This is a genomic window from Micromonospora sp. NBC_00821, from assembly GCF_036347035.1.
Taxonomy (GTDB): Bacteria; Actinomycetota; Actinomycetes; order Mycobacteriales; family Micromonosporaceae; genus Micromonospora; species Micromonospora hortensis.
This window is the reverse complement of sequence record NZ_CP108880.1, coordinates 473,960-493,091: the sequence shown is the minus strand read 5'-3', so window position 1 is coordinate 493,091 and position 19,132 is coordinate 473,960. Positions and strand designations below refer to the sequence as shown.

The following is a 19,132-nucleotide window of genomic DNA, read 5'->3' as shown; positions in this document are numbered from 1 at the left end:
CGGAAGCGTGTAGCACGATAGCCGGGTGCCGCACCCACCACCAGCCCCGCGCCCGGGCCTCGACGTGGATCCCGCCGTCGTCGGGCGCCGGGTCCGTGCCCTGCGCGAGGAGCAGGGGATCTCGCTGTCCACACTCGCCCGGCTCGCCGGTGTCGGAAAGGCCACCCTCTCCGGCCTGGAGCACGGCACCCGCAACCCGACCCTGGAGACGCTCTGGGCGGTCACCGCGCAGCTCGGCGTACCGCTGACGGCCGTACTGGCGGAGCCGGCCGCCGGGCCCACCGTGCACGGCACCGCCGTCACCGCCACCCTGCTGGAGGTCTTCACCGACACCGACGCGACCTATGAGCTGTACCGGATGCGGGTCGCGCCCGGCCCCGGGCAGCTCTCCCCCGCCCACCCGGCGGGGGTGACCGAGCACGTCACCGTGTTCGCCGGGGTGCTGCGCGCCGGGCCGGCTGACGCACCGCTGACCGCCCCGGCCGGCGGTCACCTCCGCTGGGTGTCGGACGTGCCACACAGCTACGCGGCGGTGGGTGACGAGGAGGTCGCCGCGAGCCTGCTGCTGCGCTATCCGCGCCGCGGAGACCCCGCCGAACGGTCACGGACCGTCGACCCCGTCGACGAAAATCGCAATCATTTCTCGACCTAGGTAGGAGGCGTAGAGACGAATGCGGGTTGTTCTTGGCAAGCTTGTCCCCATGACGCTGATCCTCCGCTCGGTCATCCTCAACGACATCGGCTTGGTGCGCACCAACAACGAGGACTCCGCCCTCGCCGGTGACCGCCTGATCGCCGTCGCCGACGGCATGGGCGGGCTGCCTGCGGGCGAGGTGGCGAGCGAGATCGTGATCCGGATTTTGGACGAGCTGGCTCCGCCCACCGACCCCGACGGCGCCGCCGACGCGCTGCGTGCCGTGGTCAGCACCGCCAACCAGCGCATCCACGCCGCCATCACCGTCGACCCGAGCCGGGACGGCATGGGTACGACGCTCACGGCGGCGCTGCTGGCCGGGGAGACGCTGGTGCTGGCCCAGGTGGGCGACTCCCGCTGCTACCTGCTGCGCGAGGGGGAGCTGACCCAGCTCACCCGGGACGACACGTTCGTACAGGCGCTCGTCGATCAGGGCACCCTCTCTCCCGAGCAGGCCCGCCACCACCCGCAGCGGTCCCTGGTGACCCGGGCCGTGCAGGGCGCCGACACCCCACCCGCGGTCGGGGTGCTCACAGTGGTCCCCGGTGACCGGCTGCTGCTATGCAGCGACGGGCTCTCCGACTACGTCGAGGACGAGGCCATCGCCGCTGCCCTGGGCATGTACGCCGACCGCCAGCAGTGCGGCGAGCAGTTGGTGAAGCTGGCCCACCACGCCGGCGCGCCGGACAACGTCACAGTCGTGGTCTCCGACGTCGTCGCCCGCTGACCCGTACGGCTCGCTCGGCGGCTCACCCGGACCGACTGGTTCGGGTTCCGCTGCCACAGTAGGTGGTTGTGCCATCTAGCTAGCGCCGCTACTGTCCGACGCGTGGATTCCGACCGACGTGGGCAGTGGCTGCGGGGGGTGCTCGACATCTGCGTCCTGGCCCTGCTGTCCAACGGCGAGTCCTACGGCTACCAGCTCGCCCAGGCGCTCGACGCGGCGGGCGTCGGGCCGATCCAGGGCGGCACGCTCTACCCCGTGCTGCTGCGCCTACAGAAGACCGGCCTGGTGACCGCGCAGTGGCGGGAGGGCAGCGCCGGGCCAGCCCGCAAGTACTACCGGCTCACCGACGACGGGCACGCGGCACTCCGCGCCGGCGGCAGCGCCTGGCTCACCTTCGTCCGGCCGGTGAACGACATCGTCACGAAGGGGGTCAGCCGGTGAACGCCGACGATTGGCTGCGTACGCTCACAGCCGAGCTGCACCAACGCCGGGTCGCGGCGGACGCCGCACGGCACGTGGTCGCCGAGGCCGCTACGCACCTACGCGAGGGCGGCGGCGACCCCTGGGTCGTCTTCGGCCCACCCCAGCAGTACGCGGGTGCCGTCGTGGAGAGCATCGGCACCGCGCCCGGACCGCGCCCCGGCCCGGTCCGGTTGCACGCCGCGGGCATCACCAAGCGGTACGGACGGCGAACCGTGCTGCGCGACGCCACGCTGACCGTCCGGGCCGGACAGATCGCCGCAGTCGTCGGCGCGAACGGCTGCGGCAAGAGCACCTTCCTCCGGATCTGCGCCGGACTCATGTCACCGGACGCCGGTGAGGTGACCGTCTCCGGGCGGCTCGGCTACTGCCCGCAGTCCGGCGGCACCTCCGACTTCCTGCTCGCCGACGAGCACTTCGTGCTGATCGGCGCCGGCCAGGATGTGGCCCGGGGCCCGGCCCGCCGCGCCGGTCGGGCGGCGGCCCGGCAGCTCGGCTGGGAAGCGGGCGGCGACGTGCAGGCCCGCCACCTCTCCGGCGGCACCCGACAGAAGCTCAACCTGACCATGTCCACGCTCAGCGCCCCCGACGTGCTGCTGCTCGACGAGCCGTACCAGGGCTTCGACCAGGGCACGTACGTCAACTTCTGGGACCAGCTCAGCAGGTTGCGCGACGCCGGCACCGCCATCGTCGTGGTGACCCACCTGCTCAACCAACTCGACCGGGTGGACATCGTGCTCGACCTGACCCCGGCACACGAGACCCTGTGGCACGCGCCCGGCATCCAGGGAGGCCGCCCGTGAACCGGCTCGTCACCGTCGCCGAGATGACACTGCGGGAGCTGCTGCGGCGTCGAGGCGTACTCCTGCTGTTGTTGTTGATGCCGTTGACCTTCTACCTGATCCGGCGGGACGCCTACCTCGGGCAGTCGGTTCGCTCGCTGCTGCTCGGCGTGGGCTGGGCGGTGAGCACCGCCGCGCTGTTCGCCACGACCGCGGCCCGCGAGTTGGAGCCGAGGCTGCGGCTGGCCGGCTACCGCCCACACCACCTCTACCTCGGTCGGATGCTCGGTCTGTGGACGGTGGGGCTGGTCATCTCCGTACCCTTCTTCCTGCTCCCGATGATCGACGGCGCGGACCTGCGGTACGGCGGCCTGGCGGCGGCGCTGCTCTGTTCCGTCGCGGTGGCGGCGCCGTTCGGGATGCTGATCGGTGCGCTGCTGCCCCGCGAGTTGGAGGGCACGCTGCTGCTGCTCACAGTGGTGACGGTGCAGATGCTGATCGACCCGGCCGGGTCCGGGGCGAGGTTGACGCCGTTCTGGTCGAGCCGGGAGATCGCCACCTGGACTGTCGACAACACCGACCAGGGCTATCTCTTCCGTGGCCTGCTGCACGGGCTCGTCGTCACCGCCCTGCTGACCCTGGGCGTGGCCGCGGTGGCCAGCGTCCGTCTGCGCCGCCGTCGCCACCTGCGGCACCTGCCGGTCGGCTGACCGCCGCACCGGCCGCGGATCGGGCCAATCCGGTTGCTGCGACCCGCGCGGCGGGTTGAGATAGGCGAATGACCATTCGCCGGGTGACCGACGACGACCGTCTCACCACCAGCTTCCCGCTGGCCGCGTACGCCTTCGAGTCCTCGCCGCTCAGCGCTGCCCGCACCGCCGAGTTCCGCGACTACCTGCCCTACAACCAGGGCAACCGGACGCTGATCGCCGAGGAGGACGGCACCACGTTGGCCGCCGTCTCGGCCATCCCGATGCGACAGAACCTGCGCGGGGTGGTGCTGCCGATGGCCGGTGTCGCCGGGGTGGCGACCCATCCGCTGGCCCGCCGGCAGGGGCACGTCCGGACGCTGCTGCACCAACTCCTCGACGAGATGCGCGACGAGGGCCACCCGCTCAGCGCGCTCTATCCGTTCCGGCCCAGCTTCTACGCCCGGTTCGGCTACGTCGGGCTGCCCAAGCCGCGCCGGGTCACCTTCACCCCGGCCAACCTGGGTTCGCTGCTCCGGGTGGACCTGCCCGGCGAGGTCGGCTGGGAACGCGTCGCGGCCGGCTATCCGGCGTGGCGGGCGTTCACCGAGCGCAACCTCCAGGAACGACACGGCTTCGCGATCTTCCCGGACCACCGGGCGGTCGGGATGCGTGACCGTGACGAGTACTGGCTGCTCACCGCCCGGGTCGGCGGGGAGGTCACCGGCGCGGTGACGTACCGGATCGACGAACACGGCGGCACGCTGCACGGCAACGAGCTGCTTGTCGCCGACCCGCTCGCGCGGACGCTGCTGTTGCAGTTCTTCGCCCGGCACGTCGACCAGATCGAGCGGATCACCGTTCAGGTTCCGCCGGACGAGTTGCCCGAGCTGTGGCTGACCGACCTGGACGTGCACGTCGAGGCCCGTACGGCAGTGCCGGGTTCGTCCGCGCCGATGGCCCGGCTGCTGTCGCTGGACGCGTTGAGCGGGCTGCCCGCCGGCCCGGGCCGGGTGCGGATCGAGCTGACCGGGGACCGCTGGCTGGCCGGCACCCACCTGCTCGACGGCACGACCGGAGCGCTGGAACTGGTCGGCGACACCACCGGCCGCGCGCCGACCGCCACGCTCACCGCCGCCGGGCTCTCCGCCCTCGCGTACGGGGTGCTGGACCCGGCCGAGCTGCCGCTACGCGGTCTGGGTGAGGTGCCGGTGGACGCCGCCACGGAGCTGCGCGGCCTGTTCCCCCGCCGGGTACCGTACCTCTTCGCCGACTTCTGAGCCCGGTTTGCCGCCGGGGGCCCACCGCGCGGCGGGCGGCGGGCGGCAGCCGGCGGGCGGCGGGCGGCAGCCGGCGGGCGGCGGGCGGCAGCCGGCGGCGGCGGGCGGCAGCCGGCGGCGGCGGGCCTGGCTTAGCGGCGCATTAAACCGGCTCGGCGGATTCGTCGCGACGCCGTCGCGGCTCCTAGCATCAAGGGGTGCGCTTGACGTCGCTTGCCGCTCTCCTCGTCCTCGGTGTCGCCACCGCTACCCTGCCCGCCTGCGCGTCCAACGACCCGGCTCCCGCCTTCGAGGCCGGCTCGACCGCCTCACCGACGGCGCTGCCCACCGGTGGTCAGAGCGACGCGCCGGGTGCGCGGGACGGCCTCGGCGGCCCGGGGGCCAGCGCCAGCCCGAAGCCCGCCAACAAGGTGCTCGCCGCCGGCAACCCGAACGGCACTGCCACAGTGCCGGCCGAGGCGCGGGCGGTGAACACCTCGAAGCCGACCCGGACCATCGGCACCGGCACCCCGGCGAGCTGCACCTCCGCGGCCGTCGTGAAGGCCGTCGCGGCCGGCGGTGTCATCACCTTCAACTGTGGACCGGCCCCGGTGACGATCAAGATGGCGGCCACCGCGAAGGTCCGCAACGCCAACGGGCCGAAAATCGTGCTGGACGGCGGCGGCACTGTCACGTTGAGCGGCCAGGGGCGGCGCCGCATCCTCTACATGAACACCTGCGACGAGGCCCAGGGCTTCACCACCTCGCACTGCCAGAACCAGGATCACCCGCAACTCACAGTGCAGAACCTGACCTTCGCCGACGGCAACTCCACAGGCGAGAAGGCCGAGGGCGGCGGCGGTGGGGCGATCTTCGTACGGGGCGGGCGGCTGAAGGTGGTCAACTCGCGCTTCGTCCGCAACCGTTGCGACCGCACCGGCCCCGACCTGGGTGGCGCGGCCGTCAGGGTGCTGAGCCAGTACGAGAACAAGCCGGTGTACGTGGTGGGCAGCACCTTCGACGGCGGTTCCTGCTCCAACGGAGGGGCGCTGAGCAGCATCGGCGTGTCGTGGGTGGTGTTGAACAGCCTGCTCAGGAACAACGAGGCGATCGGCAGCGGCGCCAACCCGGCCAAGTCCGGTACGCCCGGCGGCGGCAGCGGCGGCGCGATCTACTGCGACGGCAACGAGTTCACCGTACGGATCGCCGGCACGATCATCGAGAACAACACTGCCAACGAGGGTGGCGGCGCTGTCTTCTTCGTGAGCAACAACCGCACCGGCACGATGAAGATCGAGAACTCGACCCTGCGCCGCAACCCCAGCGCCACGTTCGAGACCCGCGGCTTCCCCGGCATCTTCTTCCTGGGCGCCCGCAACCCCACGCTCACCAACTCCAAGCTCTCCTAACCCGCGCCCTGCCGCACGCCGACCCCCGCGCCCCCCGCACGCCCGCGCCCGCGCCCGCGCCCGCGCCGGTGATCAAGAGGTTTCGGTCATCGGGGCGGCGTTTTCTGACCGAAACCTCTTGATCAACAAGCTGGGGTGGGGTCAGTAGGGGTTTCCTTCGCCTGGGGGGCGGGCGCGGAGCAGGGCGGCGGGGCGGCCGGGCAGGTCCCGTGCGCCGGACATCGGCGGGCTTGCCGTGTGGTCGCCGTCGGCCATCCCGGCGAAGAGTTCCTTGAGCGCCGTCAGCGCACTGATCTTGGGCTGCCAGCCCAGCTCGGTCTCCGCGCGCTCGCTGGACATCAGCGGGGCGTTCAGACCCAGCTCCACCCAGCCCACGTCGACCGGTTGCAGCCGCGCCCGCCAGGTCAGCGCCGCCGCCGCCCGCAGCACCGGCGCGGCGACCGGCACCGTCCAACCGTGGAAGTGCCGGGCCACCAGCTCCGGAGTGAGCACCGGGTCCGCGGCGACATTGAAGGCGCCGCGCGCATCACCCAACACCGCCCGGGCGTACGCGTCAGCCACGTCATCGGCGTGCACCGCCTGCATCCGCAACCGGCGGTTCGTCGGCACCAGCGGGATCCGGCCGAAGCGGAGCAGCCGCACCGGCGCCAACGGGCCGAGGAAGTAACGGGTGATCTCGGCACCGGCGGCCCGCTGGAAGATCAACCCGGGTCGCATCCGCACCACCCGCAGCGCAGGTTGATCCCGTTCGACGCCGTCCAGCAGCGCCTCCACCTCCGCCTTGTGCTCGCTGTACGACGAACCGGGCACACCGGTGGCCGGCCACCGCTCACTGATCGGGTGATCCTTCGGGCCGGGCGCGTAGGTGCCGACCGACGAGGCGTACACCAGGGCCGGAACACCGGCCTGGACCACCGCGTTGATCACCGCCCGGCTGCCCTCGACGTTGGTCCGGCGCAGCACCCGCTGGTCGTGGCTGGGCTGGATCTGCCAGGCCAGGTGCACCACGGCGTCCGCACCCGCGAACACCTCGGCAAGCTGCCCGGTCGCGCTCGGCGCGCCGATGTCGCAGGAGTGCCACTCCACCTGGTCGTACGGCTCGCCGGCATCCGGGCCGGGCAACCGTCGAACGACCCCGGCCAGCTCCACGCCCCGCTCCCGGCGCAGCCGCCGCAGCAGCGCCGTACCGACGTTGCCGCTCGCCCCCACCACCACGATCCGCATGCCCGACCCCGTACCCGCCCAGCAGCAGCTCAACCGCCCACCAGCGCGGCGGGGGCCTGCGGCGCGTGCGGCTTGATCCACTCGACTTCCTGAAAGTCGCGGCATCCGCGCGCGCAGAACACCCCGACTTCCGGGATTCCGAGTCGATCAAGGGCGAGGAGACTCCCGTACCCAGCCGTGCTTCTCCTTGCCCCGCCTACCGGCGGTGGCGGCCAGGCAGCGTGGGCAGATCCAGCCCACGGCGTCCGCCTCAGTGAGCACGTCGGTACCCGAGTAGTCGAAGCGCACATGCGGGAAGCGACGCAGTCGGGTCCGGCTCAGTGCCAGGCCACAGACCGTCTGGTTCTGGCCGGGCAACCAGGCGTGCACCTCGCCACCCGGCTGGCGTACGCCGTCACGCCCGACCTCCTCCCCGGAGGCCGCCACGGCAGGCAATCGGCTCGATCCCATGCCGGTCCTGGTTCCCCACCGACCCACACCCATGCGCCGCCGGACGAGGTCGCTCGATCCACCCCAAATCACCGACCCAGCGCCCCGGACCCTCGGCCGCGCCCCGACAGGTGATGATCAACTGCGGCGGACAGCCGTCCAACCGCAGCCATCGACGGCCGGCCGGAAGCCGAGAGCCGTCGACGCTCACCGTCGGGTAACCTGAGCGCGCGGGCCGCTAGCTCAATGGCAGAGCTGTGGACTTTTAATCCATAGGTTCAGGGTTCGAGTCCCTGGCGGCCCACTCCGTTCCAGCTCAGCGGCCCTTTGCAGGGCCGCTGTCTTTGTCAGCACGACTCGTACAGCAGCGAAATGCAGCAGTAGCGCTCTACCGGTCCAGTGCTCTGCCGAGCCGCTTGAGCACGTTGCGGGTGGCTAGCTTGGCGCTTCGGCGTCATCCACATGGAGTACACATGCCCAACGTGGTCCTCATCGCCGGGCCGGTAGTCGACCTGGCTTCCGCTGCGTGGGCTCTGGCAGACGCCATCGGCCTACAGGTTGTCAGCGCAGGTAACGTCTTCCGCGGTCACGTGCAGCAGCAGACTCCGCTGGGCAAAGAGGCGAGCCGGTATATGCAGGCCGGACATCTTGTCCCGGATGAGCTAATGGTCAAAGCCATCGCTGACGCCCTAACCAACGCCGACGGTGGCTGGGTGCTGTACAACTTCCCTCGCAACATCCGCCAAGCTGAGTTGCAGACGCAGAGCGGCCATGTCACCGACACAGTGATCGAAGTTGTCCTTACGGAGGACCAACTCCGCCTCGCCGCGCAGCGCCGGGTGGAACGTCAGATAGGCCTGGACTCTCAGCAAGCCGAGCGACGCCAGGAACTCTTAGTGATGTACTCGCATTCACAGGAGACCTACCGAGAGCAGGTCGAGCCGTTGCGCGCCTATTACCGGGCCCATGGCCTGTGGCAAACCGTCAGTGGCTTCGGCGACTTCGAGGACGTAGCAGCCAGGCTGATCCCAATCGCCTCTGCCAGTAAACGCCACTCCTGACGGGCCGCACGCGCCGCCGTTTGGGCGCGCGTCCGTCGCTCCGACTCCGGCCACGCAACACGCCCGCCGGCTGGCGCGGAAGCGGTCAGCCCATGGGGCCGGCAGCCGGCCGGGCCGCGCGGTCACGAGCCCGCGGCATAGTGCAGCGCACGCCGGCTGCGTCGGCGAGCTGGTGGCGGGTAGCGGGGTTGCGGTTACTTCGCCTCCGGCGGGGCGCTCGGGCTCCAAGATGGTCGGGGGTCCGTCGGCGGGTCACGGCGCGGCCGTGACGTGTCCGCCTAGGTGATCACCGGGCAAGGCGGTCGGTGATGACGCCGCCGCCTATCTTGACTACCGGACTTCCGTCGAGACCGGGTCGAGGAAGAAGAGGCACTGGGCGGATTTGAACTCGCCTACCTCGGCGACGAAGCGGAACTTGTCGCCTTCGCCGACGGTGGCGGGGATCTGCTTGCCGGTCAGCTTCAGGTCGAGGATGTTGACGTCCTCGTACTTGAAGGCCGGGCCGACTGCCGTGTTCGGGCCTTTGTCGCCTGGGCCCAGAAGGAAGTCGTAGCGGGTGTCGTAGTCACCGTGGGGCACCATGTTCACGATCGAGCCGTTGAACGCGATCGTCTTGCCCTCGTGCCTGGTCGCGAAGGCCAGGTTCGCGTCGTCGCAACTGTCCGCCTTCAGCAGCGCGGCGAACTCCGGATTGTTCTGCGGCGTGATCACCTCAGTGGCAGCCGACTCGACAGCGGTCGGAGCCGGCGTAGCAGACGGTTTCTCACTCACAGCAGCCGTCGACTTGTCTGACTCGTCCTTCTTCTCGTCTCCGCCGCTGAGTGCAGAGGCGGCGCCGATGACGACGGCAAGGATCACGAGGACAGCGGCCGCCGCGCCGATCAGGAGCCACGGCTGCGGCTTCTTCGGCCGACGGAAGTCGACTGTGGAGCGAAGCGCGCCTGGGGTCTGTCGTACGAGCTCCCAGCCATCCTTCTGCATCTTCGAGATAACCCAGCCGTCGGTGCCGCGAACTGGCCGTACGGTCTTGTACTCGTACTTGATCTCGTCGGCCATGCGGCTACGCATCTCCTCAGTGGACTGCTCACACCAACTGCCTGGCGCAGCATAGGGGACAGGCACAACTGACACCGGCTCCGTGTAACGCCGGGCTGATCGACGACGCCGGACGAGTGGAGATCTTGATCTCCAATGCGGCCTTCACTCTCCTGGAAGGGCCGTCACCTGCGACGTGAGGAACCTATGCGCCCTCGTTCCCTTTCCCGCTCGATCCGACGTACCTTTTCCACCTCGCTGGCCACCCTCGCCCTCGTCGGGGGCACGGCGGCACTCGCTCCGGCCGACGCGGTGGCGGCCGGGCGACTCCAGCCCGATCTGGTCGTCGATCTGATGATGACCGACGTGCTGAATCCGGCGGAGGGCGAGACCTTCTCCGGCGAGATCGACATCCGGAACTACGGCACCGGAGCGTCGGACCCGATCAGCGTCACTGTCGCGGTGCCCGCCGGGCTCAGGACCACGACCCCGTCGGTCGTTGACCCTGCCTGGACCTGCACGGCAGTGAGCACGACGAGCTACACGTGCTCGTATCCGCAATTGGCGGCCGGTGGTCGGGCGAGCCGGCTGTTCGTGCCGTTCGTCGTGGCCGGCGCGACACCGGGCAGCAGGGTGCCCATCACCACGAGCATCACCCCGCAACGCCGCGAGGCGAACACCGACAACAACACCGCATCCGTCACGGTGGCGATCTCGGGCACGTGCGTCATCCGCGGCAGTGTGTGGCACGACCTTGACCGGGATGGGCAGCGCGAGGCGGATGAGCCTGCCATCGCCGGTGGCCCGGACGGCGTGTTGAAGGTGAGTCTGTCGAGTCCGCAGCGACAGGCGATTGGCGGTGGCTCGGCCACCGTCGACCCGGACGGAACCTGGTCGATCACCGCCCGCACCGAGCTGCTGTACGAGGTCCGGCTGGAGGCAGCCGCCACGTACGGCCGGACTGTCTCAGACGTGGGTGACGACGCCACGGACTCGGACATCGTGAGGTCGTACCAGTTCGAGCCGACCCTGCTCGTCGCCAGCGCCGAATTCCAGGCCGTGCATGGCGCAGAGTACGTGGTCGACGCCGGCCTGGTCAGCCAGAGCTGAGCCCCTCGCCGCCCGCCCGAGATGTTTCGGGCGGGCGGCGATCCGGACAGACAGCAGCGGCTCCGCCGGTGGGGGTGGTGATGACACCTGGCGCCGGAGGCTGACGTAGATATCCTCTTCAGGTGCTGGCCCGTGTGGAGATCGTTGACATGGGTCCGGCGCTGCGAAGGGACTATCGACATGCCCCGTGTGGTACCGGCGGTCAACCGTGCGCTCGACGTCCTCGAACTGTTCCTGGACTGCCCCCAGTTGTCGGCCCGTCAGGTGATGGAGCGGCTCGGGCTGCCCCGCACCACGGTCCATGAACTGCTCGTCACGCTTGAGGCTCGCTCGTACCTGATCTCCGTACCGGGGCAGCCGGTGCAGTATCGGCTCGGCATGCCGCTGTTCCAGCTCGGTGCGGCGTTCGCCGGCCGACTTGATCTGGTCCGCGAGGCGCAGTGTGTGGCGCGGGACGTGGCTGCCGCGTGCGACGAGGCGGTCCATGTGGCGGTGCTCGACGGCGCCGATGTCATCTACCTGGTGAAGTTCGACAGCACGCACCCCGTCCGGATGGTCTCCGCTGTCGGGCGGCGGCTGCCGGCGCACTGCACGGCTGTCGGCAAGGTTCTGCTGTCGGGCCTCGATCGGGCGGGCCTGGACGCCGTCCTGATGAAGAACGCCCTGCCGGGCATGACGCCGGACAGCATCACCGACCCGGCCCGGCTCCGCGAGCATCTTGATCGGGTCCGGGCGGAGAACGTCGCTGTGGACATCGGCGAGTCCGACACCGCCATGCGCTGCGTGGCTGCGGCGATCCGGGACCATTCCGGCACCACCATCGCCGCGATGAGCCTGTCCGCGCCGATCATCCGCTGGACGCCGGAGGCGCACGTGGAGTGGACCGGGCTGGTTCGCGAGGGCGCGGCGGCGCTGTCGGCTCGCATGGGTTACCGGGCCCAGCCTCGATAGCTGGCCGCCTCCCGTTTTCGGTTCGAAACCCCATCGAAACATTGACATTCTTCTTGACGCTGCTCTAGCGTCGCGACCACTCGATACGGTATCTCGAACTCAGTTCGAAATCTCGAACGGTGGTGGTCTCGTGGCCCGACCGAACTGCAACGTCAGCGCAGCTTTCTCGGCCCGGTCGCCGATCGCCTCAACCTCGTCGCGCTTCCCGGCGCGCGGCACGCGGAATCTCTCGCGCGGCGCGCTGGGCGGCCAAGACGACGCGTGCGTCAGCGGACAACCGACGGTGGGCGGCGGCAAAGGCAGGCCCGTCGCTACCCCGTCGACCGCAACAACGGGTACGCGAGCGCACTGATCGATGCGGGCGACGCGTGCGTGGTCGCCGTCATAGGGACACCTGGAGCACAGGCACGCCTTCGGCGTGCAATCACGCGGGAAACAGAGGAGGCGAACGTCCATGGAGGACAACTCGGGGTGGTCCCGGCGCGGCTTTCTGGGAATGGGAGTGGGGGTACTCGGCGCGGCCGGTCTGGCCGCGTGTGGGGACGGCTCCGAATCACCCACCAGGGTGCAGCCGGAGGTTCCGCAGGAGCTGATCGACGCCGCGGCGGCGATGAAGGGCTCCTCGATGGGCATGCTGTCGCAGAAGCTGTACTCGACGGCGGCGAACGAAGCCCTCGACAGCTCGATCAAGAAGTTCGCCGACAGCACCGGAACGAAGATCGAGAACAGTCTGGTCCAGGCCGACGCCGGTGACGTGGTGGCCAAGATCGACGCCGAGGTCAAGGGCGGGGTGGCCCGTGACCTGGCGTTCATGACCGACTCGCGGTTCGTCGCGCAGTTCCAGGCGCTGGGCGACCTGGAGGACGTGACTGACGTCGTCAAGGCGCTGACCGCCAAGTACGGCGAGCCCTGCGCCGAGGCCAAGAACTTCTGCGTCTTCGACGGCAAGTGGTTCGCCATCCCGTACCACTTCATCGGGATCGGGTCGTTCCTGCGCAAGGACTGGATGCAGGACAAGGGCATCTCTCCCAAGGACATCTACAGCTGGGAGGAACTGCGGGACCTGTGCCTGGAGATCTCCGATCCGACCAAGCGCCGGTTCGGCTGGGGCATGACGGTGAACCGGTCCGGTGACGGCAACGGAATGATCGAGGCGCTGATCAACGCCTACGGCGGGTCGATCGCCGCCAACGACGGCCGGAAGGTCACCTTCAACTCACCCGAGACGGTGCAGGCGGTGACCTTCCTCGGTGACATCTACACCAACCCCAAGTACAAGCCGATGTTGCCGCCGGGGATCGCGAGCTGGACCGACACCAGCAACAACGAGAACTGGCTCGCCGGGATCCTCGGCTACACCCGCAACCAGTTCAGCGTCTACGCGGACTCCAGGACCAAGAAGAACCCGGTGCACGCGAACACCCACGTGTTCTCCGACTGCATCGGGCCGGCGACCGACAATCCGCTGCTGCTCGGCCAGTCGCAGGGCTTCGTCGTCTTCAAGGGCGCCAAGAACCCGGCGCTCGCCAAGCTCCTGGCGCAGTACCTGGTCAGCGCGCCCGCGCTGCTCGGGGTGGCGAAGGAGGCACCCGGCCTGGTGATGCCCGCCTGGGAGAAGGTCTGGGACGCCGACCCGTTCTTCACCAGCGGCGACCCCGCGTTCCCCATGCTGCGCAAGATCACTGAACTGAAGCTGCCGCTGAACACGAAGAACGGCCTGGCCTTCCCGCAGAAGGCCAGCGCGGGCCAGCAGGCGGTGGGGTCTGCCTACGTCCTCACCGACATGATGCAGCAGGTCGTGCAGGGCACGGCGCCCGCGCAGGCCGTGACGGCCGCCCACGCCAAGATGGTGCAGATCTTCAACCAGCAGGGGCTGCGGCAGTGAGGTCGGTCCGTCCTGCGCGGGTCCCGACGGCGAGGAAATCCCCGCCGTCGGGGCCCGGCTCCCTCACGGCGGTCCAGCGGCGGCTGGGTCGTGACTGGCGACTCGCGGCACTGTTCCTGGCACCGATGGCCGTGCTGGTCGGCGGGCTCGTTCTCGTGCCGATCGCCCGTTCGATCGTCACCAGCACCACGGAACGGCACGGGCAGGACAGCGTCTTCGTCGGCCTGGACAACTACCTCGCGCTCGTCGGCGACGACCAGTTCCACACCGGCGTGGTGAACTCGTTCGTCTTCACCGCGTACGCCGAGGTTTTCAAGGTCGTGTTGGGGTTGGCCGCGGCCCTGCTGCTGCACCATCGCCGCCGTGGGCGGGCCGTGCTGGCCGGGCTGCTCCTGGTGCCCTGGGTGGTGCCGACGGTGGTGACGGCGTTCAGCTGGCGCGCGCTGCTCGACCCGATCTTCGGCAGCGTCAACACGCTGCTCACCGCCACCGGGATCGGGCCGCTGCTGGCCAGCGCGCACCTGGTCGACAGTTGGCCCGCCGGCTGGTTGTCCGACCCGTCGCTGGCCATGCCGTCGGTGATCCTCGTCAATGTCTGGAAGGGAGTGCCGTTCTTCACAGTGTGTTTCCTCGCGGGGTTGAAGGCCATCCCGGCAGACCTCTACGAGGCGGCAACCATCGACGGCGCCTCGGCGTGGCAGCGATTCAGAAGCGTGACGCTGCCCGGACTGCGCCATGTGATCACCGTGACGGTGACCCTGTCGTCGATCTGGACGTTCAACAACTTCGACCTGGTCTGGTTGCTGACGCAGGGCGGCCCGGGCGACGTGACAGCGCCGTACGTGCTCATCGCCTACTCGAAGGCCATCCTGCAGCTCCAGTACGGCGCGGGCGCGGCGGTCACGCTCGTCATGCTGCCGATCATCGGCGGGCTGGTGTTCGTCCTGGTCCGGTTGTTGCGGCAGGACACCAACATCAAACTGCCCCGGCGACGCCGGACAGCGCGGTGGACCGGGACACGGCGCTGGGCTCCGAAGGCACGGAAGGCGCTGCCGTGGGTCGTCGCCGCGCTGGTCACCGGTCTGCTGGCCTGGGCGTCACCGCAGATCTTCTGGAAGGCGGCGGTGGTCCTCGGTGTGATGCTGCTGATCGCGGCGGGGGTCGGCCGGGTGGTCTCGACCCTCCAGTCCCGAGGTGGTCGCCGTTCGTCGTCGGCGGTGTCGGGCCTGGGTTCCTGGGCGGCGCTGGCCGGCTTGCTGTTCTTCGTGCTGGGCCCGCTGTACTGGATCGCCGTCACGGCCTTCAAGTCCGAGGGTCAGGTCGTCATGCGTACCGACGACCTGTGGCCGACTCCGTGGACCCTTGAGCAGTTCGGCGCCCTGTTCGACAACCAGCCGTTCGGCCGTTGGTATCTCAACACCCTGCTGGTGTCCGCGGCGTCGACGGCCGTGGCACTGGTCTGCGCAGCGCTGGCGGGCTACGCGCTGGCCCGGCTGCGGTTCCGCGGGGCGCAGGGCTTCACCGTCACTGTGCTGCTCACCTACGTGATGCCGGGCGCGCTGCTGTTCATCCCGCTGTATCAGATGCTCATCGGCGCCCGGCTCACCGACTCGTTGTGGTCTCTGGTGGTGACGTACCCGACCTTCACGCTGCCGTTCGCCACCTGGCTGCTCGTGGGGTACTTCTCGTCGATCCCCATCGAGCTGGAGGAGGCCGCGTTGGTCGACGGCTGCAGCCGCATCCAGGCGTTCGGCAAGGTGGTGCTGCCGCTGGCCAAGCCAGGGCTGCTGGCGGTCGCGCTCTTCACCCTGACCAACGCCTGGAACGAGTTCCTCTTCGCCTTCGTGTTCATCACGAAGGACGAGTACAAGACGCTCCCGGTGGGGATGCAATCGATGATCGCCGGGGACGTCGTGCCGCAGGGACAACTCGCCGCGGCGTCGCTGCTGGTCAGCATCCCCGTGGTGATCATGTACGCCCTCGGGCAGCGCTTCCTGACCGAAGGGCTCACCGCGGGCGCGGTCAAGGGCTGAGTTCGTGCTGTGAACCGGACGGGCCGCTGGTGCCGATCGCGCACCAGCGGCCGCGCACGAAACGCTCCCCTACGGCACTCCGCCGGTCACCGCCAGGCCATGTTGATGGCCCGCTCGAAGTTGACGTAACCGGCGCGGGCGAAGGCCTGTGCCATGGGTGCGTTGCCCACGTCGGTGGCCGCGCGGATGCGTGGGACGCCCTCGGCGGCAAGGGCTCGGGTGCCTTCGGCGAGAAGGCCGTCGACGTACCCGTGGCCCCGGTGTTCGGGGACGACGCCGAGGTAGGCGATCACCGGGTGGTAGGCGTTGCGGGCCGGGACGACGAACCCGACGGGCTCGCCGCTCTCGCCCAACGTGCCGATGCGCCACCACTCGCGAGGGCTGGAGTACGTGGCGAGTTCCTGCTCGTAGTGCTTGAGCGCGGCCTCGTGCGGCGACATCTGCGCCAGGTCGGCACGGCTGTGCGCGTCCAGGGTCCCGTCCAGTGCGCGGGTCATCAGCGCGAGCAGCTCGTCGGTGTCCAGGGCCGGGCGGAAGGCCAGTCGCTGATCCGGCGTGGGCAGGCCGGCCGCGGGGCGCCACTCCAGGCGTAGGCGTTCGACAGTCAGGCGGGCGCCGGTGCTCTCGAGGACGCCCATCCTGGTACGCACGGCCCGGTAGGTGTCCGGGTTCTCCCGCCAGTCCGCCGGGATGAATCGGCCGTATTCGGGAGGGACCGTGCCGGGTGCCAGGACCTGCTTCGCGGCGGTCTCGTACAACGCCTGTGCCACCTCGGTCAGATCCTCGGCGGTGTCGTCGACGTCGAGGATGTCCAGCAGCAGCGGAGCGGTGTCGTCGCCACGGCCCCACCAGGCGACCCTGGCCAGCAGTCGGTCGCCGCGCACTGCCACCCACATCCACTCCGGTCGGCGGCGCTTGTCGGCAAGGTCGTCGTCGAGCTCGTGATTGATGGTGTACGGCAGGCGGTTGAACAGGGCGATCTCGTCCGGCCCGGTGATGGGACGGATCGTGACGTCCTCCCGGGACATGGTCATGCGGACGTGTTTCCGGTCTGTGTGCGCGTGTAGGTGAGGAAGAGGGCGCCACTGTCCAGAACGGTGTGGTCGGTCAGGCGCCAGGTGCGTGGTGCGAAGACGGCGTCGCGGCCGAAGAGCGGGATGCCGGCGCCAATTGTCAACGGGGCAAGCTTGATGATCAGCTGGTCGATCTCGGGGTAGAGGGCACCGGCCAGCGCGCCGCCGCCGATCACCCAGACGTCCTTGCCGTCGTGCCGCTTCAGCTCTCGTACCGTGGCAATCGGGTCCTGGCCGATGACCTCGACGGCCGGGTCCGGGCTGCTGCCCAGCGTGCGGGAGAACACCAGGTGGCGCAGGTGCGGGTACGCGTCGGTCACGCCGGCCTTCAGGCCCACCTCGTAGGAGTGGCGCCCTTCCAGCACTGTGTCGAACCGGCTGCCCTGGTCGGTGATGCCGAACGCCTGCCGGGCCGGACCGGGGAGGGTCTCCGGATATTCGCTGACGAGGTGGTGCAGGTAGTCGTCCGGGATGGGCCAGAAGCCGTCGGGGCCGGTGGGGTCGGCGCCGTCAGGACCGGCGATGAAGCCGTCCAGTGTGGCGGCGATGTAATACACGAGCTTGCGCACGACGATCTCCTCGTTCAGGCTGCCGGATGCTGTTCAGCGGCGACGTCCATCAGCCTGCCGGGCGAGGCACCGGGCTACAAGATCAGAACTGGTAACGTGCCATAACCCTTCGCTAATGCGTGGATCGGGAACGGTGCATGGAACTCCGCGACATCGAGATCTTTCTGACCCTGGCGGAGGAACTGCACTTCACCCGCACCGCCGAGCGGCTGCACGTGACCCAGGCCCGGGTCAGCCAGGCGATCAAGAAGCAGGAACGTCGGATCGGCGCCGCGCTGTTCGAGCGGAACAACAGGCAGGTGACACTCACGCCGATCGGCCAACGGCTCTTCGACGACATTCAGCCCATGTACCGAGGTCTGCACGAGGGCATGGACCGGGCCAGGCTCGCGGCTCGCGGCAAGACCGGGGTGCTGCGGGTCGGGTCGATCGCCGTCAACCTCCACGATTTCCGCGAGTTGTTCGACGGGTTCGCGAAGGACCACCCTGACTGCGAGGTGCAGCTGCGGCATGTCGACTTCGGCGATCCCTTCGGTCGGCTGCGCGCCGGCGACATCGACGTGCAGATCGTGTGGCTGCCCGTCAAGGAACCGGACCTCACCGTCGGCCCGGTGATCTACACCGAACCCATCGTGCTGGCCGTCGGGGTGACCCACCGGCTGGCCGGCCGGAAATCGGTCTCCTACGAGGACCTGGCGGACGAGACGGTCATGGGCGGGGCCCGGCCGGACTACTGGCGGGAGATCCTGGTGCCCGTACGCACACCCAGCGGACGGTTGATACCGATCGGCCCGTCGGTCTCCAACTTCCAGGAGATGATCCCGATCCTCGTCACCGGCGAAGCCGTCTCGCCGGTGCACGCCCAGGCCGCCCGCTACTACGCGCGGCCGGACATCGCCTACGTGCCCATCCACGACGCCCCGCCGGGTCGGTGGGGGCTGATCTGGCGTACCGGCAGCGAGACCGAGCTCATTCGATCCTTCGCCGGCATCGCGCAGGGTCTCCAGTCCGTCGAATAGCCCGCCGCGTTACCCGGCGCTGGCGATGATCGCGCCGCTGACGGTGTCCACATACCACCGCTGGTACTGCTCGATCGTCCATCCGCGTTGCCTGACGAACCAGTCGAAGTTGCGGACGTCCTGGGCCAACCAGAGGATGTCGGCCACCTGATCGACGCTCAGGTCGGGGCGTACGCCTCCGGTGCCGACGAGTTCGGCGGCGAACATGCCCATGCCGCGGCGGCGGTCGTCGACGTTCTTGCGCCAGATCTCGGCGACGTCTGGATCGGCAGTGGCCGCGCCGGCCAGCGCCAGCATCACCTGGGCCTGCCGGGCGTTGACCTCGGCCAGGTGACGGGCGTAGCGGACGAGCTTGGCCCGGGGGTCGGCGAGGGCGCGGATCTCGGCGACGAAGGGCCGGTCCGGCAGGGCCACCGGTTCGTCGTCGCCGGCCAGTGTGACGTCGACCAGTTGGGAGAGCAGTTGCCGCTTGCTGCCGAACACCGCGTACAGGGTCTGGACCGCGACGCCGGCTTCCACGGCGACAGCGGTCAGCGGTGTGGCCGCGTAGCCCGGGTCGACGAACAGCCGGCCAGCCGCTTCGAGGATCGTTCGCCGCGTCTGTCGGGCCTGCTCCTGTCGGCGCGAAGAGTCATAACGTCGCTTGACAACCACCTCCCAAGTGTAGTGCTCTATTGGATAGAGGCTCACTCTATCGAGAGGT

The 19,132-nt window shown here is 69.5% G+C and carries 19 protein-coding genes and 1 tRNA gene; 14 read left to right on the top strand and 6 right to left on the bottom strand.

Going from position 1 to position 19,132, the window contains the following annotated elements; genetic code table 11:
• The first annotated feature begins 25 nt into the window (after nt 1-25).
• From OHB44_RS02335 to OHB44_RS02305, 7 genes are all read left to right on the top strand, one after another.
• Complete coding sequence (locus OHB44_RS02335; RefSeq protein WP_330439503.1) at nt 26-652, top strand: XRE family transcriptional regulator; 627 nt, start codon at nt 26-28, stop codon at nt 650-652.
• A gap of 49 nt (nt 653-701) precedes the next feature.
• The gene (locus tag OHB44_RS02330) at nt 702-1,421 is read left to right on the top strand and encodes a PP2C family protein-serine/threonine phosphatase (RefSeq protein WP_112586332.1); all 720 of its coding nucleotides are present in this window, start codon (nt 702-704) and stop codon (nt 1,419-1,421) included.
• A 102-nt stretch (nt 1,422-1,523) separates the two neighbouring features.
• Nucleotides 1,524-1,862 (top strand): PadR family transcriptional regulator, encoded by a 339-nt coding sequence (locus OHB44_RS02325; protein WP_238683203.1) that lies wholly within the window; start codon nt 1,524-1,526, stop codon nt 1,860-1,862.
• The gene (locus tag OHB44_RS02320; RefSeq protein WP_330439502.1) at nt 1,859-2,704 is read left to right on the top strand and encodes an ATP-binding cassette domain-containing protein; all 846 of its coding nucleotides are present in this window, start codon (nt 1,859-1,861) and stop codon (nt 2,702-2,704) included. The genes OHB44_RS02325 and OHB44_RS02320 overlap by 4 nt, the downstream gene beginning before the upstream one ends.
• Nucleotides 2,701-3,393, top strand: coding sequence for an ABC transporter permease (locus tag OHB44_RS02315; RefSeq protein ID WP_238683201.1), 693 nt, complete (start codon nt 2,701-2,703; stop codon nt 3,391-3,393). The genes OHB44_RS02320 and OHB44_RS02315 overlap by 4 nt, the downstream gene beginning before the upstream one ends.
• Before the next feature lie 83 nt (nt 3,394-3,476).
• The gene (locus tag OHB44_RS02310) at nt 3,477-4,652 is read left to right on the top strand and encodes a GNAT family N-acetyltransferase (protein WP_330439501.1); all 1,176 of its coding nucleotides are present in this window, start codon (nt 3,477-3,479) and stop codon (nt 4,650-4,652) included.
• Nucleotides 4,653-4,849: 197 nt separating this feature from the next.
• The gene (locus OHB44_RS02305; protein WP_330439500.1) at nt 4,850-6,040 is read left to right on the top strand and encodes a hypothetical protein; all 1,191 of its coding nucleotides are present in this window, start codon (nt 4,850-4,852) and stop codon (nt 6,038-6,040) included.
• Nucleotides 6,041-6,181: 141 nt separating this feature from the next.
• Here OHB44_RS02305 and OHB44_RS02300 read toward each other — a convergent pair whose 3' ends face one another.
• Both OHB44_RS02300 and OHB44_RS02295 read right to left on the bottom strand, forming a co-directional pair.
• A complete protein-coding gene (locus tag OHB44_RS02300) occupies nt 6,182-7,264 on the bottom strand; it encodes an NAD-dependent epimerase/dehydratase family protein (RefSeq protein WP_330439499.1) in 1,083 nt (360 codons plus the stop codon).
• A gap of 147 nt (nt 7,265-7,411) precedes the next feature.
• Nucleotides 7,412-7,714, bottom strand: a complete 303-nt coding sequence (locus tag OHB44_RS02295; RefSeq protein WP_124861128.1) for a hypothetical protein — start codon at nt 7,712-7,714, stop codon at nt 7,412-7,414.
• 211 nt (nt 7,715-7,925) lie between these two features.
• Between OHB44_RS02295 and OHB44_RS02290 the strand changes: the two genes are divergently transcribed.
• Together OHB44_RS02290 and OHB44_RS02285 are read left to right on the top strand one after the other, a co-directional pair.
• Nucleotides 7,926-7,997: transfer RNA gene (locus OHB44_RS02290), tRNA-Lys, on the top strand.
• A 169-nt stretch (nt 7,998-8,166) separates the two neighbouring features.
• On the top strand, nt 8,167-8,754 hold the full coding sequence (locus OHB44_RS02285; protein ID WP_330439498.1) for a nucleoside monophosphate kinase: 588 nt from the start codon (nt 8,167-8,169) through the stop codon (nt 8,752-8,754).
• Between the two features lie 330 nt (nt 8,755-9,084).
• Here the strand turns inward: OHB44_RS02285 and OHB44_RS02280 are convergent, their stop codons facing one another.
• Nucleotides 9,085-9,810 (bottom strand): DUF4839 domain-containing protein, encoded by a 726-nt coding sequence (locus OHB44_RS02280; protein WP_330439497.1) that lies wholly within the window; start codon nt 9,808-9,810, stop codon nt 9,085-9,087.
• A gap of 186 nt (nt 9,811-9,996) precedes the next feature.
• On the opposite strand from OHB44_RS02280, the gene OHB44_RS02275 reads away from it, so the two are divergent.
• The 4 genes from OHB44_RS02275 to OHB44_RS02260 all read left to right on the top strand — a co-directional run bounded on the left by OHB44_RS02275 (nt 9,997) and on the right by OHB44_RS02260 (nt 15,768).
• Nucleotides 9,997-10,899, top strand: a complete 903-nt coding sequence (locus tag OHB44_RS02275; RefSeq protein WP_330439496.1) for an SdrD B-like domain-containing protein — start codon at nt 9,997-9,999, stop codon at nt 10,897-10,899.
• A 180-nt stretch (nt 10,900-11,079) separates the two neighbouring features.
• The gene (locus tag OHB44_RS02270; protein ID WP_238685354.1) at nt 11,080-11,850 is read left to right on the top strand and encodes an IclR family transcriptional regulator; all 771 of its coding nucleotides are present in this window, start codon (nt 11,080-11,082) and stop codon (nt 11,848-11,850) included.
• Between the two features lie 454 nt (nt 11,851-12,304).
• Nucleotides 12,305-13,735 carry an extracellular solute-binding protein gene (locus OHB44_RS02265; RefSeq protein WP_238685353.1) on the top strand — a complete coding sequence of 477 codons (1,431 nt, stop codon included), beginning with the start codon at nt 12,305-12,307 and terminating at the stop codon, nt 13,733-13,735.
• Between the two features lie 125 nt (nt 13,736-13,860).
• Nucleotides 13,861-15,768 (top strand): ABC transporter permease, encoded by a 1,908-nt coding sequence (locus OHB44_RS02260; protein ID WP_330439495.1) that lies wholly within the window; start codon nt 13,861-13,863, stop codon nt 15,766-15,768.
• An 86-nt stretch (nt 15,769-15,854) separates the two neighbouring features.
• Here OHB44_RS02260 and OHB44_RS02255 read toward each other — a convergent pair whose 3' ends face one another.
• Both OHB44_RS02255 and OHB44_RS02250 read right to left on the bottom strand, forming a co-directional pair.
• Nucleotides 15,855-16,802, bottom strand: a complete 948-nt coding sequence (locus OHB44_RS02255) for a GNAT family N-acetyltransferase (RefSeq protein ID WP_330439494.1) — start codon at nt 16,800-16,802, stop codon at nt 15,855-15,857.
• Nucleotides 16,799-17,410, bottom strand: coding sequence for a dihydrofolate reductase family protein (locus OHB44_RS02250; RefSeq protein ID WP_330439493.1), 612 nt, complete (start codon nt 17,408-17,410; stop codon nt 16,799-16,801). The genes OHB44_RS02255 and OHB44_RS02250 overlap by 4 nt, the downstream gene beginning before the upstream one ends.
• 137 nt (nt 17,411-17,547) lie before the next feature.
• Here OHB44_RS02250 and OHB44_RS02245 point away from each other — a divergent pair, with 137 nt between their 5' ends.
• Complete coding sequence (locus OHB44_RS02245; RefSeq protein ID WP_266303997.1) at nt 17,548-18,429, top strand: LysR family transcriptional regulator; 882 nt, start codon at nt 17,548-17,550, stop codon at nt 18,427-18,429.
• Between the two features lie 9 nt (nt 18,430-18,438).
• Here OHB44_RS02245 and OHB44_RS02240 read toward each other — a convergent pair whose 3' ends face one another.
• Nucleotides 18,439-19,083 carry a TetR/AcrR family transcriptional regulator gene (locus OHB44_RS02240; RefSeq protein WP_238685348.1) on the bottom strand — a complete coding sequence of 215 codons (645 nt, stop codon included), beginning with the start codon at nt 19,081-19,083 and terminating at the stop codon, nt 18,439-18,441.
• Between the last annotated feature and the right edge of the window lie 49 nt (nt 19,084-19,132).